This is a genomic window from Pseudomonas sp. ZL2 (genome assembly GCF_054788455.1).
The window spans coordinates 268,214-284,064 of sequence record NZ_JBGOGX010000003.1; the positions used below are offsets into that span (position 1 = coordinate 268,214).

Annotated in this window: 13 protein-coding genes; 8 read left to right on the forward strand and 5 right to left on the reverse strand. The window is 62.3% G+C overall.

Features of this window, described 5'->3' with window-relative positions:
- Positions 1–36: 36 nt before the first annotated feature.
- From ABM562_RS04960 to ABM562_RS04970, 3 genes are read left to right on the forward strand one after another with little or no spacing between them, the layout of a single operon-like run.
- Positions 37–666, forward strand: coding sequence for an FMN-binding negative transcriptional regulator (locus ABM562_RS04960; RefSeq protein WP_115084622.1), 630 nt, complete (start codon positions 37–39; stop codon positions 664–666).
- Between the two features lie 12 nt (positions 667–678).
- Positions 679–1,125 carry a GNAT family N-acetyltransferase gene (locus ABM562_RS04965; RefSeq protein ID WP_460421043.1) on the forward strand — a complete coding sequence of 149 codons (447 nt, stop codon included), beginning with the start codon at positions 679–681 and terminating at the stop codon, positions 1,123–1,125.
- A gap of 15 nt (positions 1,126–1,140) precedes the next feature.
- On the forward strand, positions 1,141–1,806 hold the full coding sequence (locus ABM562_RS04970; protein ID WP_460421045.1) for a GNAT family N-acetyltransferase: 666 nt from the start codon (positions 1,141–1,143) through the stop codon (positions 1,804–1,806).
- Between the two features lie 67 nt (positions 1,807–1,873).
- Here ABM562_RS04970 and oadA read toward each other — a convergent pair whose 3' ends face one another.
- Together oadA and ABM562_RS04980 are read right to left on the reverse strand one after the other, a co-directional pair.
- Complete coding sequence (gene oadA, locus ABM562_RS04975) at positions 1,874–3,682, reverse strand: sodium-extruding oxaloacetate decarboxylase subunit alpha (RefSeq protein ID WP_115084619.1); 1,809 nt, start codon at positions 3,680–3,682, stop codon at positions 1,874–1,876.
- Between the two features lie 10 nt (positions 3,683–3,692).
- The gene (locus ABM562_RS04980; RefSeq protein ID WP_010222792.1) at positions 3,693–5,108 is read right to left on the reverse strand and encodes an acetyl-CoA carboxylase biotin carboxylase subunit; all 1,416 of its coding nucleotides are present in this window, start codon (positions 5,106–5,108) and stop codon (positions 3,693–3,695) included.
- 203 nt (positions 5,109–5,311) lie between these two features.
- On the opposite strand from ABM562_RS04980, the gene ABM562_RS04985 reads away from it, so the two are divergent.
- Positions 5,312–6,259 carry a LysR family transcriptional regulator gene (locus ABM562_RS04985; RefSeq protein WP_162471128.1) on the forward strand — a complete coding sequence of 316 codons (948 nt, stop codon included), beginning with the start codon at positions 5,312–5,314 and terminating at the stop codon, positions 6,257–6,259.
- Here the strand turns inward: ABM562_RS04985 and ABM562_RS04990 are convergent.
- Together ABM562_RS04990 and hexR are read right to left on the reverse strand one after the other, a co-directional pair.
- Positions 6,201–6,419: a PA3496 family putative envelope integrity protein gene (locus tag ABM562_RS04990; protein ID WP_026001293.1), complete on the reverse strand. Its 219-nt coding sequence runs from the start codon at positions 6,417–6,419 to the stop codon at positions 6,201–6,203. The two genes, ABM562_RS04985 and ABM562_RS04990, sit on opposite strands and share 59 nt — an antisense overlap.
- A 143-nt stretch (positions 6,420–6,562) precedes the next feature.
- The gene (hexR, locus tag ABM562_RS04995) at positions 6,563–7,429 is read right to left on the reverse strand and encodes a transcriptional regulator HexR (protein ID WP_010222789.1); all 867 of its coding nucleotides are present in this window, start codon (positions 7,427–7,429) and stop codon (positions 6,563–6,565) included.
- A gap of 104 nt (positions 7,430–7,533) precedes the next feature.
- Here hexR and zwf point away from each other — a divergent pair, with 104 nt between their 5' ends.
- Positions 7,534–8,976 carry a glucose-6-phosphate dehydrogenase gene (gene zwf, locus ABM562_RS05000; RefSeq protein ID WP_115084618.1) on the forward strand — a complete coding sequence of 481 codons (1,443 nt, stop codon included), beginning with the start codon at positions 7,534–7,536 and terminating at the stop codon, positions 8,974–8,976.
- Here the strand turns inward: zwf and ABM562_RS05005 are convergent.
- Positions 8,973–11,843 carry a putative bifunctional diguanylate cyclase/phosphodiesterase gene (locus ABM562_RS05005; RefSeq protein ID WP_460421048.1) on the reverse strand — a complete coding sequence of 957 codons (2,871 nt, stop codon included), beginning with the start codon at positions 11,841–11,843 and terminating at the stop codon, positions 8,973–8,975. The two genes, zwf and ABM562_RS05005, sit on opposite strands and share 4 nt — an antisense overlap.
- Before the next feature lie 223 nt (positions 11,844–12,066).
- Between ABM562_RS05005 and uvrD the strand changes: the two genes are divergently transcribed.
- The 3 genes from uvrD to ABM562_RS05020 all read left to right on the forward strand — a co-directional run bounded on the left by uvrD (position 12,067) and on the right by ABM562_RS05020 (position 15,804).
- Positions 12,067–14,250: a DNA helicase II gene (uvrD, locus tag ABM562_RS05010; RefSeq protein ID WP_115084616.1), complete on the forward strand. Its 2,184-nt coding sequence runs from the start codon at positions 12,067–12,069 to the stop codon at positions 14,248–14,250.
- 179 nt (positions 14,251–14,429) lie between these two features.
- Positions 14,430–15,284, forward strand: a complete 855-nt coding sequence (locus ABM562_RS05015; RefSeq protein ID WP_115084615.1) for a Tim44 domain-containing protein — start codon at positions 14,430–14,432, stop codon at positions 15,282–15,284.
- A 112-nt stretch (positions 15,285–15,396) separates the two neighbouring features.
- A complete protein-coding gene (locus ABM562_RS05020) occupies positions 15,397–15,804 on the forward strand; it encodes an SMI1/KNR4 family protein (protein WP_115084614.1) in 408 nt (135 codons plus the stop codon).
- Positions 15,805–15,851 lie beyond the last annotated feature (47 nt).

Here is a 15,851-nt window from a genome sequence, read left to right on the forward strand (position 1 = left end):
TGCCTAGGATTGAGCCATTCGCCAAGGACAATCCATATGTTCACACCTTCGAGCCACAAGGAAACCGATCTCGACCGCCTGCATCAGCAGATCGAACAAACGCGCCTCGCCGTGCTGGTCACCCACGGCGCCCAAGGTTTGCAGGCCAGCCACCTGCCCTTGCTGCTGGATCGCAGCCAGGGCAGCAACGGCACCCTGTACGGCCACTTCGCCCGCGCCAACAAGCAATGGCAGGAGCTGGCCAACGGCGCCGAGGCGCTGGTGGTGTTTGCCGGGCCTGATGCTTACGTCAGCGCCGGCTACTATCCCAGCAAAGTCGACGACCCGCGTACGGTGCCGACCTGGAACTACGTGACGGTGCACGCCTGGGGCAAGGCCGAGGTGTATCACGACGCCGAGCACCTGCTGGCTATCGTCCAGCGCCTGAGCGATCACCATGAACAGCGCCAGTCCAAACCCTGGTCAGTGGATGAGGCGCCGGCCGACTACATGGCCGGCATGCTCAAGGCGATCGTCGGCTTCGCCCTGCCCATCGAACGCCTGCAAGGCACACGCAAACTCAGCCAGAACCGTTCGGCCATCGATATCGAAGGCGTGCGCAACGGCCTGGCCAACAGCACCGACCCCCTGGACAACCAACTGGCCGCCCTGATGGGCCAACCTTGAAGGAACATACCTATGCCTGGCGTAACCATCCGTCCCGTCACTGCCGATGATCACACTGCCTGGCTGCCGCTGTGGCAGGCTTATCAACGCTTCTACGAAACCCGGATCGCCGACGAGGTCAGCGCCGTGGCCTGGGAGCGTATGCTCGACCCAAACGAACCCACCAACGCCGCGTTGGCCTGGGTCGACGGCAAGGCGCTGGGCATGGTTCACTGGATCTATCACCGCTCCAACTGGAGCATCGAGAATTCCTGCTACCTGCAAGACCTGTACCTGCACAGCGAACAACGGGGCCTGGGTGTCGGCCGCCAACTGATCGAACACGTCTACGCTACGGCAAAGGCGGCAGGTTGCGCCAAGGTGCACTGGCTGACCCACGAAACCAATGCCACGGCCATCAGCCTGTACGAACAGGTTGCCGAGCGGCCCGGCTTCATCCAGTTCCGCAAACCGCTGTAAGCTAGAGGAGCCACCATGAGCAGCCCATTGAACTGGCATCCGGCCAAGCGCCCACAACCTGCAACACTGACCGGGCGCTTCGTGCGCCTGGAGAAACTCGACCCCAAACGCGACACCGAAGACCTCTGGGAAGTGTTCCAGGGCCCCCGGGCCGATAACAAACTGTGGGATTACCTGGCCTACGGTCCGTTCAGCGAACGCGAGGATTTCGATCACTGGCTCGACACCAACGCCGCCAGCAGCGATCCGCTGTTCTATAGCGTCATCGACCTTGCCAACGGCCAGACCCAGGGCATCCTCAGCCTCATGTCGATCGTTCCTGACCAGGGCCGCATCGAGATTGGTCATATCGCCTTCGGCGCCGCCATGCAACGCACGCCCAAGGGCAGCGAGGCCGTCTACCTGCTCGGCAAGCTGGCGTTCGCGCTGGGCAACCGCCGCCTGGAATGGAAGTGCAACAACGACAACGCCCGCTCCAAGCGTGCCGCGCTACGCTTTGGCTTCACCTTCGAAGGGGTGTTTCGCAAGCACATGGTGATCAAGGACCGTAACCGCGACACGGCCTGGTTCTCGATTACCGATGATGAATGGCCGGCGATTGCGGCGGGGTTCGAGCGCTGGTTGGCGGAGGATAACCAGCGGCCCGAGGGGCAGGCGCGAACACTGCAAGCGTGCCGCTAGGAGCGGGCAAAAAAAGGGGAGCATACGCCCCCCAGAGGTTAACCGCTTGTAGATGAGGGCGTGAAAATCAGCCCTCGATCTCGATCAGGATCTCGCCCGGGTTGACCCGGTCGCCCTTGGCCACATGAATGGCGGTGACCTTGCCGGCAATCGCGGCCTGCACTTCGGTCTCCATCTTCATTGCCTCGGTGATCAGCACTGGCTGGCCGGCCTTGACCATGTCGCCTTCCTTGACCAGCACATCGACGATGTTGCCCGGCATGGTGGTGCTGACATGGCCCGGCGCGCTGGCCTGCTTGCGTTTGCTGCTGCCGCCGCCGACGAACTCGTTGAGCGGCTCGAACACCACTTCTTCCGGCATGCCGTCGATGGACAGGTAGAAGTGGCGCTTGCCTTCGGCCTTGACGCCAACACCGGTGATGTCCACCCGGTAGGTTTCGCCGTGCACGTCGATGACAAACTCGGTCGGTACGCCTTCGCCACCAGCCGAAGCCACAGCGCCTGCTTCCGGAATCGGCAGCAGCACTTCAGGGGTCAGGGTGCCGGCCTCACGCTCCTCGAGGAATTTGCGCCCGATGTCCGGGAACATGGCGTAGGTCAGTACGTCTTCTTCCGACTTGGCCAGGGCGCCAATGTCGTTGCGCAGCTTGGTCATTTCTGGCTTGAGCAGGTCGGCCGGACGGACGTCGATGACTTCTTCGCTGCCGATGGCCTGGCGCCGCAGGTTTTCGTCGACCACACCCGGGGCCTTGCCGTAGCCGCCTTGCAGGTACAGCTTCACCTCGTTGGTGATGGTCTTGTAGCGCTCGCCGGCGAGCACGTTGAAGAACGCCTGGGTGCCGACGATCTGCGAAGTCGGGGTCACCAGTGGCGGGAAGCCGAGGTCTTCGCGGACCCGCGGGATTTCCGCCAGCACTTCGTTCATGCGGTTGAGCGCACCCTGCTCCTTGAGCTGGTTGGCCAGGTTGGAAATCATCCCGCCCGGAACCTGGTTGACTTGCACGCGGGTATCGACAGCAGTGAACTCGCTTTCGAACTGGTGGTACTTCTTGCGCACGGCATAGAAGTACAGGCCGATTTCCTGCAGCAGTTCCAGGCTCAGGCCAGTGTCGAATTCGCTGCCCTTGAGAGCCGCGACCATCGACTCGGTGCCCGGGTGGCTGGTGCCCCAGGCAAAGCTGGAGATGGCGGTGTCGATATGATCGGCGCCGTTCTCGATAGCTTTGAGCTGGCACATGGCAGCCAGGCCGGCGGTGTCGTGGGAGTGGACGAACACCGGCAGCGACTGCTCGGCCTTCAGCGCCTTGACCAGCTCGCCGGTGGCGTACGGGGTCAACAGGCCGGCCATGTCCTTGATCGCCACCGAGTCGCAACCCATCGCTTCCATCTGCTTGGCCTGGGCGACGAAAGCTTCGATGGTGTGCACGGGGCTGGTGGTGTAGGCGATGGTGCCTTGGGCATGCTTGCCAGCGGCCTTCACCGCTTCGATGGCCACGCGCAGGTTGCGCACGTCATTCATGGCGTCGAAGATGCGGAACACGTCAATGCCGTTGACCGCCGCCTTGGCGACGAAGGCTTTGACCACGTCATCGCTGTAGTGGCGGTAGCCGAGCAGGTTCTGCCCGCGCAGGAGCATCTGCAGGCGGGTGTTGGGCAGTGCCGCGCGCAGCTTGCGCAGGCGCTCCCACGGGTCTTCCTTGAGGAAGCGCACGCAGGCGTCGAAGGTTGCGCCACCCCAGACTTCCAGCGACCAGTAGCCGACCTTGTCGAGCTTGTCGCAGATCGGCAGCATGTCTTCGGTACGCATGCGGGTGGCCAGCAGGGACTGGTGGGCGTCGCGCAGGATTGTGTCAGTAACAAAGATCTTCTTGGACATTATGGGTTCCTCACAGGCCTGCGTGGGCGGCGATGGCGGCAGCGATGGCCAGGGCCAGCTCTTCGGGTTTGCGCTTGATCGAGTAGTTGGTCAGTTCCGGGTGGCTTTCAACGAAGCTGGTATTGAACTGACCGCTGCGGAATTCCGGATTGCGCAGGATTTCCTGGTAGTAGGCGGCGGTGGTCTTCACCCCTTGTACGCGCATGTCGTCCAGGGCACGCAGGCCACGGTCCATGGCTTCTTCCCAGGTCAGCGCCCAGACCACCAGTTTCAGGCACATCGAATCGTAGAACGGTGGAATGGTGTAGCCGGTATAGATCGCCGTGTCGGTGCGCACACCGGGGCCGCCGGGCGCGTAGTAGCGGGTGATCTTGCCGAAGCTGGGCAGGAAGTTGTTTTTCGGGTCTTCGGCATTGATCCGGAACTGCAGGGCGAAGCCGCGGTGCTGAATGTCTTCCTGCTTGACCGAGAGCGGCAGGCCGGAGGCAATGCGGATCTGCTCGCGAACGATATCGATGCCGGTGATTTCTTCGGTGATGGTGTGTTCCACCTGCACCCGGGTGTTCATCTCCATGAAGTACACCTCGCCATCGGCGAGCAGGAACTCCACGGTGCCGGCGTTCTCGTAACCCACGGCCTTGGCCGCGCGTACCGACAGGTCGCCGATGTAGGCGCGCTGTTCGGGGGTCAGTTGCGGGCTCGGGGCGATTTCGATGAGTTTCTGGTTGCGCCGCTGGATCGAGCAGTCGCGCTCGAACAGGTGCACGACGTTGCCGAAGCTGTCGCCGAGAATTTGCGCCTCGATGTGTTTCGGGTTGACGATGCATTTTTCCAGGAACACTTCCGCAGAACCAAAGGCCTTGGTCGCTTCGGAGATCACCCGCGGGAAAGCCTGTTCCAGCTCTTCACGACTGTTGCAGCGACGAATACCACGGCCGCCACCACCGGAAGTGGCCTTGAGCATCACCGGATAACCGATGCGGTCGCCTTCGAGCAGCGCTTCATGGATGTCGGCGACGTTGCCCTCGGTGCCCGGGGTGACCGGCACGCCGGCCTTGATCATGCTGCGGCGGGCTTCGGTCTTGTCACCCATGCGGCGAATGACTTCCGCCGAAGGGCCAATGAATTTGATTCCACGTTCGGCGCAGATGTCCGCAAGTTCAGCGTTCTCAGACAGAAAACCATAACCGGGATGCAGCGCATCACAACCGGTTTCCACGGCCAGGTTCACCAGCTTGCGCGGGTTCAGGTAGCCGGCCAGGGGCTCGGCACCAATGCTGTGGGCCTCATCGGCACGTTTGACGTGCAAGGCATGGCGGTCGGCGTCTGAGTAGATCGCCACGGAACGGATGCCCATCTCGGCGCAGGCACGCACGATTCGAACAGCAATTTCACCGCGGTTGGCGATCAGGATCTTTTTTATCACTGGAGTATTCCCAAGGCCGCTAGAACAAACGAGCCGGCAACGCCGGTCGGCGCGTGACCAATCGTCGCTGGCCAGTCGCATCTTTACCCTAGCGCTGTCTCTGGATAAACAAAAATCAATATTTATTAGGGTGTGCATAAGCAAAAGCTTATAGTGCTGTTACAAGGTTTTGCCGGGGCTTGAGAGAAATGCGTAAGTCATTGATGCGTATGACATTGCGTCAACTTCAGATCTTCAATGAGGTCTGTGATTTGCGTTCCTACAGCCGGGCGGCCGAGGAGATGAACCTGACGCAACCCGCCGTTAGTCTACAAATCCGTCAACTCGAAGAACTGGTTGGCCAACCGCTGTTCGAGTACGTCGGCAAAAAGCTCTACCTGACCGACGCCGCCGAAGCGCTGCAGCGCGCTAGCCGCGACATCTTCGGGCGCCTGGAGAGCCTCGACATGCAGCTCTCGGACATGCAGGGCTCGCTGCAGGGGCAACTGAAGCTGGCGGTCGAATCCAGCGCCAAGTACTTCGTTCCGCACCTGTTCGCCGCCTTCAAACGCCTGCACCCGGAGGTCAATCTTACCCTCACGGTAGTCAACCGGGCCCAGGCCATCCGTCGCCTCTCGGACAACCGTGATGACCTGATCATCATGTCCATGGTGCCCCAGGACATGGGCCTGGAGTTCCTGCCGTTCCTGAATAATCCGATCGTTGCCGTGGCACCGCCCGATCACCCGCTGTGCAAGCTCGACAGCCTGCGCCTGCAGGACCTTGAGCCGCACACGCTATTAGTGCGCGAACAGGGCTCGGGCACGCGCAAGGCTTGCGAAGAGTACTTCAAGGAAAAGCGCGTGCACTTCACCCAGACGTTGGAGGTGGCCTCGGCCGATGCCCAGCGCGAATGCGTGATCGCAGGCCTGGGTATCGCCCTGCTGACCCGTCACGCCCTGAACCTGGAACTGGCGACCGGCGTGCTGCGCGAACTGCCGGTCGAAGAGCTGCCACTGTACCGCAGTTGGTGCGTGGTGCAGTCCAAGGCCAAGCGGCAGTCGCCGGTGGCCCTGGCCTTTTTAGCGTTCATTCGTAGCGAACGTGCACAGATCAGCGGGCTTGTTGAGCGTTTCTCGGGGATTCTGCCGCCGATACCTGCCACACGCTGAGGGTCTGCAAGTCGGCGTAATCGGTGATCTCCTGCAGCAGGCGGCGCTGCTCGGAATAGCTTTCGATCGCGCGGCGAAACTCCATGCGGCGCTGGTCTTTTTCCTGCTGTTTGCGGGATTTGGCGTTGGGTTGGTACGAGCCATCGAATTCACGAGCCATTGCATATCTCCCTTTTCGAGTGCGGGAGCTTCAGCCTGACGTCGTGGCATTACGGTTTGGCGGCGGGCCAATGACAAATCAATGAACCTCTAGGAGCGGGCTTGCCCCGCGATTCGCGGGGCAGCCCGCTCCTAGAGGATGTATCAGTCGTCCATCGCCTTGATCGACTTGGGCGACAAACGCAGGCTGCGCAAGCTGCGCTTGACGCTCTTGAGGTGGTTGACCAGGCTCGGCCCGCGGGCCATGGCCACGCCCATGGCCAGCACGTCGATCACCACCAGGTGGGCAATACGCGAGGTCAGCGGGGTGTAGATCTCGGTGTCTTCGTGCACGTCGATGGCCAGGTTGACGGTCGACAGCTCCGCCAATGGCGTCTGGCTCGGGCACAGGGTAATCAGCGTGGCGCCGCTTTCACGCACCAGGTTGGCGGTGATCAGCAGGTCCTTGGAGCGCCCCGACTGGGAAATGCAGATGGCCACATCGCCAGGCTTGAGAGTAACCGCCGACATTGCCTGCATATGCGGGTCGGAATACGCCGCCGCCGTCAGCAGCAGGCGGAAGAACTTGTGCTGGGCATCGGCCGCTACCGCGCCAGAGGCACCAAAACCGTAGAACTCGACGCGCTGGGCCTGGGCCATGGCGGTCACCGCACGCTGCAAGGCCTGTGGATCGAGGTGCTCGCGCACTTCCATCAGGGTATGCAGGGTGGTGTCGAAGATCTTCAGGCTGTAGTCGGCAACCGAGTCGTCCTCATGAATGGCGAACTGGCCGAAACTTGCGCCCGCCGCCAGGCTCTGGGCCAGCTTGAGCTTGAGGTCCTGGAACCCGGAACAACCGATCGCACGGCAAAAACGCACGATGGTCGGCTCGCTGATGCCGACGCTGTGGGCAAGGTCGGCCATGGAGCTATGCATGACGGCCGCAGGATCAAGCAGCACGTGATCGGCAACCTTGAGTTCCGATTTGCGTAGCAGATGGCGCGACTGGGCGATGTGTTGCAACAGATTCAAGGGCAGGACTCGGTTATGATCGACTGACCGGGTTGTAGCTTTCTTGTAGTTATACTACATGACCGGCGACCCGCCCAGCTAAACGAACTAGGAGAGTGGTGGTATTGACTATCCCTTGCGACATCATGGTGTTCGGCGGCACCGGTGACCTGGCCCTGCACAAACTGCTTCCGGCGCTCTACCACCTGTATCGCGAGGCTCGCCTACACCCCGCCGTGCGCATCATCGCCCTGGCCCGCAGCAATCTGCCACGCAATGAATTCCTCAAGCTCGCCGAACGCCGTTGCCGGGCGCAGATCGCCCGTGCCGACTTCGATGAAGATGTCTGGGCGCGCTTCTCTGCCCGCCTCGACTACTTCCCCATGGACGCCTCGCAAAGCGCCGATTTTGTCCGTCTGGCACGGTTTCTGGGTGAGGCCGGCGGCCTGACCCGGATCTACTACCTGGCCACCGCACCCAACCTGTTCGTGCCAATTGCCAACCACCTCAAAGTCGCAGGCTTGGCCGATCACGATGCGCGCATCGTGCTGGAAAAGCCGATCGGCCACTCGCTGGAGTCGGCGACGGCAATCAACGAGGCCTTCGGCGCCGTTTTCGCCGAGTCGCAGGTGTTTCGTATCGATCACTACCTGGGCAAGGAAACCGTGCAGAACCTCATGGCCCTGCGCTTCGCCAATGCCCTGCTCGAGCCCGTGTGGCGCAACAACCAGGTCGATCATGTGCAGATCAGCGTCTGTGAAACCCTCGGTGTAGAGAACCGCGGCGCCTACTACGATCGCGCCGGCGCCACTCGCGACATGCTGCAGAATCACTTGCTGCAGCTGCTCTGCCTGGTGGCCATGGAGCCACCGGCACAGTTCGAGGCCGAAGCGGTACGCGACGAGAAGGTGAAGATCCTCAAGGCCCTGCAACCGATCACTGGCCAGGATGTGCAGGACAAGACCGTGCGCGGCCAGTACAGCGCCGGCAAGATCGGCGGCCAGGAAGTTCCGGCCTACTACTTCGAGAAAGATGTCGACAACGACAGCGATACCGAGACCTTCGTCGCCGTAGAAGCGCATATCAACAACTGGCGCTGGGCCGGCGTGCCCTTCTATTTGCGTACCGGCAAGCGCCTGGCCAAGCGTTCGTCGCAGATCGTCATCCAGTTCAAGCCGGTGCCCCATCGCCTGTTCGAAGGTGATCAGGCCAACCAACTGCTGATTCAACTACAACCCGATGAGCGCATCAGCCTGCAGATGATGACCAAGACCCCCGGCAAGGGCATGCGCCTGGAGCCGGTGGAACTGAACCTCAACCTGGCCCAGGTGTTCGGCCAGACCCGTCGCTGGGACGCCTATGAGCGGCTGTTGCTGGATGTGCTCGAAGGCGACTCGACGCTGTTCATGCGCCGTGACGAAGTCGAGGCCGCCTGGGCCTGGATCGACCCGATCCTCACCGGCTGGCAGGAGCACTTCCAGGCCCCACGCCCCTACCATGCCGGCAGCAACGGCCCGGACCAGGCGCACAGCCTGCTGGCGCACCAGGGCCGCGCCTGGCACCTTTAAAAGCTGTAGCGGCTGGCCAGTAACCCGGCCAGCTCCTGCGCCGGTACCGGCCGGCTGATCAGGTAGCCCTGCACTTCATTGCAGCCTTGCTTGCGCAGGAAATCCAGCTGTTCATGGGTCTCGACGCCCTCGGCCACTACCTGCAGGTCCAGGCTCTGGGCCATGGCGATGATTGCCCGGGTAATGGCCGCGTCTTCGCTACCCTCGCTCAGGCCACGGATAAAGGCCTGATCGATTTTTACGTAATCCACCGGGAAGCGCTTGAGGTAGCTGAGCGATGAATAGCCGGTGCCGAAGTCGTCGATCGCCAGCTTTACCCCCAGTTCGTGTAACTGGCGGAAGGTGGCGATGATGTGCTCGACGCTGTCGAGCAACTGGCTCTCGGTCAGCTCCAGTTCCAGCAGGTGCGGGGCCAGGCCGCTTTCCTCCAGCACCTGGCGCACCAGGCTGACCAGCTTGCCCTGACGCAACTGATAGACCGACAGGTTCACCGACACGCGGATCGGCTCCAGGCCCATGCGCTGCCACTCGCAGGCCTGCCAGCAAGCCTGGCGCAAGACGAACTCGCCCATCGGCGCAATCAGCCCGGTTTCTTCGGCCAGGCCGATGAAGTCCGACGGCGGCACCATGCCCCACTGCGGATGCTGCCAGCGCACCAGCGCCTCGGCTGCATGCAGACGGCCAGTGGCCAGACACAACTTGGGTTGGTAGTAGACCTGCAATTGGCGCTCTTCGATGGCCTTGCGCAGGTGGTTCTCCAACTGCAGGCGCTGCAGGGTGCTGGCCTGCAGGCTCTCGGTGTAGAACTGGAAGTTGTCGCCCCCCAGGTGCTTGGCGTGTTGCATGGCGGTATTGGCCTGGCTGACCAGCACCGTGACATCCCGCGAGGTGTCGGCCAGCAGGCTGATGCCCACCGAAGCGCTGATCACCAGCTCGTGGCCATCGACCCGCAGCGGCACACGCAACTTGTCCAGCAAGCGGCTGGCGACCCGCACCAGGCTCGACAGGTTGCTATAGGCATCGAACAGCACGGCAAACTCGTCGCCGGAAAGCCGCGCCACCGTGTCGGCCTCGGGCATGGCATTGCTGATGCGCTGGGCCATCTGCTTGAGCAAATGGTCGGCAACTTCATGGCCAAGGCTGTCATTGAGCAGCTTGAAGCGGTCCAGGTCGATGTGCAGCAGCGCCAGCCCGCGCCCGCTCTGACGCAGGCGCTCACCGGCCTCATGCAGGCGCAGGCGGAACAAGGCGCGGTTGGCGAGGCCCGTCAGCTCGTCATAGTGGGCCAGGTAACGCAGGCGCTCCTCGGACTCGCGGCGCGCCGACAGGTCGGTAAAGAAGCCGACGATGCTGGTCAGGTTGCCGCGGGCATCGCGCACGCCGTTAAGCTGCAGCCACTGTGGATAAAGCTCACCGTTCTTGCGCGCCTCGACCAGCTCACCCTGCCAGCTGCCCTGCTGCTCCAGCGCCAGTTCGATGACCTGGGAATGCCGGCGTGCATCCCGGCTGCACGGCAGCTCCAGCAAACGGCCCTGGAGCAGTTCTTCGCGGTTGTAGCCGGTAACCCGGCAAAAGGCCTGATTGACCGCCAGCAACACATAGTCAGGATCGAGAATCACGATGCCTTCGCTGGCCGCTTCGAATACGGTGGCGGCCAGGCGCTGTTGTTCTTCCTGGGCTTTTTGCGCGCTGATATCGCGGCGGGTGCCGAGCATACGCAACACCCGCCCGCTGGCATCGCGCTCCACCGCCCGACCACGGTCTTCGATCCAGCACCAGTGGCCCTGGCGGTGACGCACCCGGTAGTCGATGCGGTAATCCTCGCTGCGACCCTTGAGGTGTTCGACCAGGGTGCGCTTGAGCAGCGGCACGTCATCGGGATGCAGCCGTGGCTTGAGGTGCGCGAGCATTTCCTGGACCTGTTCAGGCTCCAGGCCGAACAATTCACGCAATTGGGTATGGTGGATCTCGTCGGTTTCCAGGTTCCAGTCCCACAGCCCCAGTTCGCTGGCCTCCAGGGCCAGGGCCAGGCGCTGTTCGCTCTTGCTCAGCGCCTGGTTGGCAACATCGAGCTCCTGGCTGCGCTGGGCGACGCGCGACTCAAGTCCCACTTGCGCCTCGCGCAGTTGTTCCTCGATCAACCGACGCTGCTCGACCTCCCCGGCCAATGCCTGGTTAAGTCGTTCGCTGCGGCTTTGCGCAGCTTGCAGGTGCTCGATCAGTTCCTGATTCTGAAAGCGCCGCAACAGCCCACGCTCGATCAGCCGGTTGACCTGCCAGGCCACCACTGACAAGGCGATCAATAGAATCAGCCCAAGCCAGCCCCAGCCGCGCTGCTGTTCATCGCCATTCCAGAACAGGAAGGCAATCGGCGGCAGCAGGCAGGGCAAGGTAAAACTGAGGAAGGCCGGCAGGCTGACGGCATAGGCAACGCTGGCCGATAGCGTCGCCGCCCCCAGCAGGCCAAACACCCAGGCCTGCTGCACGAAGTTATCCACAGGCACCAGGGCTATTGCCGCGCTGGCCAGGGTCAGGCCGCTGAAAGCCGAACCGAGCAGGAACATTCGCCACCAGCTGGGCTGGGCCTGACGATCGGGCATGGCGGCATCGAAGGCGGCGACCTGGATCACCCGCAACGCCACCAGGGCCATCAGCCAGACGATCCACACGCTGACCAAAAGGTAGCGCGCCGGGCTCCAGAGCAACCAGGCACAGACCAGACCATTGAGCAGCATGAACAGGGTCGGCAGCAACGAGCCCTGGTATAGCAGGCGGGTGCGCTCGACAGCCAGTTGGGTTGCGAAGTGTTTGCGAATACTCCGGCGCGCTTCGGAAGGGGCGCTCATGGAGTCGGAACCGAGTGTCATAGGCAGTGTTCTTGTAATGGTTAGCCTTAAACGTGCACGGAGCATACACAAGCAAGCCCCCGGGCCAAACTGCTCTGGATCATAATTATTTCATCGCATTTCCCGACGGCAGGCGCTCAAGCGCGCAGGCCTTGGGCTGCAGCCGGTGACCGGCCGGTCGTCAGTGGCAAGTTTTTCTACTGTATATTTGCCCAAGGGTCGTCTGCGCCCCTAAAATGGCCAGATGCGCGATGATCTCTCTCTCCTGTTGAACTCTCTCAACGACGCCCAACGCCAGGCTGTAGCTGCGCCGGTCGGTCGTCAGTTGGTCCTGGCCGGTGCCGGCTCCGGCAAGACCCGTGTGCTGGTGCACCGCATCGCCTGGTTGATCCAGGTCGTGCAGGCCTCGCCGCACTCGATCCTGTCGGTGACCTTCACCAACAAGGCCGCTGCCGAGATGCGCCAGCGTATCGAACAGCTGATGGGCATCAACCCGGCCGGCATGTGGGTAGGCACCTTCCACGGCCTGGCGCACCGCCTGTTGCGCGCGCACTGGCAAGAGGCGGGGCTGAACCAGAACTTCCAGATCCTCGACAGCGACGACCAACAGCGCCTGGTCAAGCGGGTAATCCGCGAGCTGGGCCTGGATGAACAGCGCTGGCCGGCGCGCCAGGCGCAATGGTTCATCAACGGCCAGAAAGACGAAGGCCTGCGCCCGCAACATATCCAGGCCAGTGGTGACCTGTTCCTGGGCACCATGCGCAGCATCTATGAAGCCTACGAGGCAGCCTGCCAGCGCGCCGGCGTCATCGACTTCTCCGAGCTGCTGCTGCGCGCCCTGGACCTGTGGCGTGACCACCCCGGCCTGCTCGAACACTACCAGCGGCGCTTCCGCCATGTGCTGGTCGACGAGTTCCAGGATACCAACGCCGTGCAGTACGCCTGGCTGCGACTGCTGGCCAAGGGTGGCGACAGCCTGATGGTGGTCGGCGACGACGACCAGTCGATTTACGGCTGGCGCGGCGCCAAGATCGAGAACATCCACCAGTACACGGCCGACTTCCCCGACGCCGAGCTGATCCGCCTGGAGCAGAACTACCGCTCCACCGCCGGCATCCTCAAGGCGGCCAACGCCCTGATTGCTAACAATAGCGGGCGTTTGGGCAAAGAGCTGTGGACCGACGGTGGCGATGGCGAGCCGCTGAGCCTGTACGCCGCCTTCAACGAACACGACGAAGCCCGCTACGTGGTCGAGAGCATCGAAAGCGCGCTCAAGACCGGCCTGGCCCGCAACGATATCGCCATCCTTTATCGCTCCAACGCCCAGTCGCGGGTGCTTGAAGAAGCGCTGCTGCGCGAACGCATTCCTTACCGCATCTATGGTGGTCAGCGCTTCTTCGAGCGCGCCGAGATCAAGAACGCCATGGCCTACCTGCGTCTGCTTGAAGGCCGCGGCAACGACGCCGCCCTTGAGCGGGTAATCAACGTACCTCCGCGTGGCATCGGCGAGAAAACCGTCGAAGCGATTCGCGAGCACGCGCGCCACGCCCAGGTCTCGATGTGGGAATCGATGAGCCTGCTGATCGCCAACAAGGCGCTCAAAGGCCGCGCTGCCAGTGCCCTGGGCGCGTTCATGGAAATGATCGAAAACCTTGCTGCCAAGGTCCTGGAGATGCCCCTGCACCTGATGACCCAGACGGTTATCGAGCAGTCCGGGCTGATCGTCTATCACCAGGAAGAAAAAGGCGAAAAAGGCCAGGCCCGGGTAGAAAACCTTGAGGAACTGGTCAGCGCCGCGCGCAACTTCGAAAACAGCGAAGAAGACGCCGAGCTTTCGCCATTGGCGGCGTTCCTCGGCCACGCCTCGCTGGAAGCCGGCGACGCCCAGGCCGACGAGCACGAAGACAGCATCCAGCTGATGACCCTGCACAGCGCCAAGGGCCTGGAATTCCCCCATGTGTTCCTGGTCGGCATGGAAGAAGGCCTGTTCCCGCACAAGATGAGCCTGGAAGAACCCGGCCGCTTGGAAGAAGAGCGCCGCCTGGCCTACGTCGGCATCACCCGCGCCATGCAGCAGTTGGTGATGACCTACGCCGAAACCCGCAGGTTGTATGGCAGCGAGACCTACAACAAGGTCTCGCGCTTCGTACGCGAGATTCCGACCGGCCTGGTTCAGGAAGTACGCTTGTCCAACAGCGTCAGCCGTCCGTTCGGCTCGGGCCAGCAGCAGAACTCGAGCAGCCTGTTTGCCAACGCCAACATCCCGCAGACCGCCTTCAATCTGGGCCAGCGGGTGCAGCACGCGGTATTCGGCGAAGGCGTGATCCTCAACTTCGAGGGTTCCGGCGCCCAGGCCCGGGTCCAGGTCAACTTCGCCGAGGGCAGCAAATGGCTGATGCTCGGTTACGCCAAGCTTGAGGCCCTGTAGGAGCGGGCTTGCCCCGTGATGCAATGTGACTTGCAAACCGCAAATCGCGGGGCAAGCCCGCTCCTACAGCGTATACAGACAATTCAGGCAAAAGCTGGAAACATTATGGCGCTGGTCATGTGTCCTACAACCTGTGCACCATGACGCGCGTGCAATCCACAAAACGGGAATACCCTTCTATGCAACGTTTTCTTAGCATCGCTTTGGCGCTGTGCATCGGCCTGACGATGAGTCTCGACGCCAACGCCAAACGCTTCGGCGGCGGCAAGAGCTCGGGCGCCGCGCCGACCCACCAGACCCGTCAGGCGGCCCCGGCTACTCCGGCTGCCTCGCCAACCGCGCCAGGTCGCGCACCTGCCGCTGCCAGCGGTGCTTCGCGCTGGCTCGGCCCACTGGCCGGTCTCGCCGCCGGTGGCCTGCTGGCCTCCATGTTCATGGGCGACGGCTTCCAGGGCATGCAGATCTTCGACATCCTGATCATGGCGTTGATCGCCTTCCTGGTGTTCCGCTTCATCGCCGCCCGTCGTCGCAAGCAGCAGCCACAAATGGCCGCCGCCGGCCACGCGCCATTCCAGCGTGAAGTGCACCAGCAGCCTGCCCAGCCGTCGATCTTCGGTGGTTCCGCTGCGCCTGCCGCCGCTGCCCGCCCGGTGATCAACGCCCCGGCCTGGTTCAACGAGCAGAGCTTCCTCGCGGCTGCCCGCAACCACTTCCAGTCGCTGCAGCAGCACTGGGACGCCAACGAAATGGACAAGATCGCCGAGTTCGTCACGCCGCAGATGCTGCAGTTCCTCAAGCAAGAGCGTGCTGACCTGGGTGATGCATTCCAGTCAACCTACATCGACGACCTGAACGTGCAGCTCGAAGGTGTCGACGACCGTGCCGACAAGACCATCGCCACCCTGACCTTCAGCGGTGTGTCGAAGACCTCGCGCTTCGACCAGGGCGAAGTGTTCAGCGAAAGCTGGAACATGGAACGCGCGCCGGGCGAAAACCAGCCTTGGCTGGTCGCCGGGATCCGTCAGAACGGCTGATCTTGAGGCATTGCACAAAAAAACCCCGGGCTTGTCCCGGGGTTTTGCTTTTAGCGCAGCGGGCTACTAGGGTATAACGCGCAGCGTGTCGTAAAGGTTAGAGGATAGAACCGTGGAAGAAGTCATCGAACAGCTCCGAGAAGCCAATGAACCGGTACCGGTGCCGCTGGAGTTGCCGGACGAAGACCAACTGGTCGAAATCGAAGAAGAGTTGTTCATCAACATTCCGTTCGTCTTCAAGGAATTCCTGCTGACGGTCAGCGACGTGGTCTACGGTAGCCTGGAGCCGGTCACCGTCACCGACTCGCAGTCGCATACCTACTTGCCGGACGTGGCAGCCAATGCCTGGGATGCCGGCGTGCCGCGCGACCTGATCCCGATCTGCCAGGATGGCGACGACTACTACTGCGTCGAAGAAGACGGCACCGTGGTGCTGTGGTCCGGTGAAGAAGAAATCGTTACCGAAGACAGCTGGGAATCGGTCTGGCACTGGGCGCGGGACGTCTGGCTGGAAAGCTGAATGAGAAATAACCGCATAAAATAATGGCTCTTGGCTATTAATGTTCG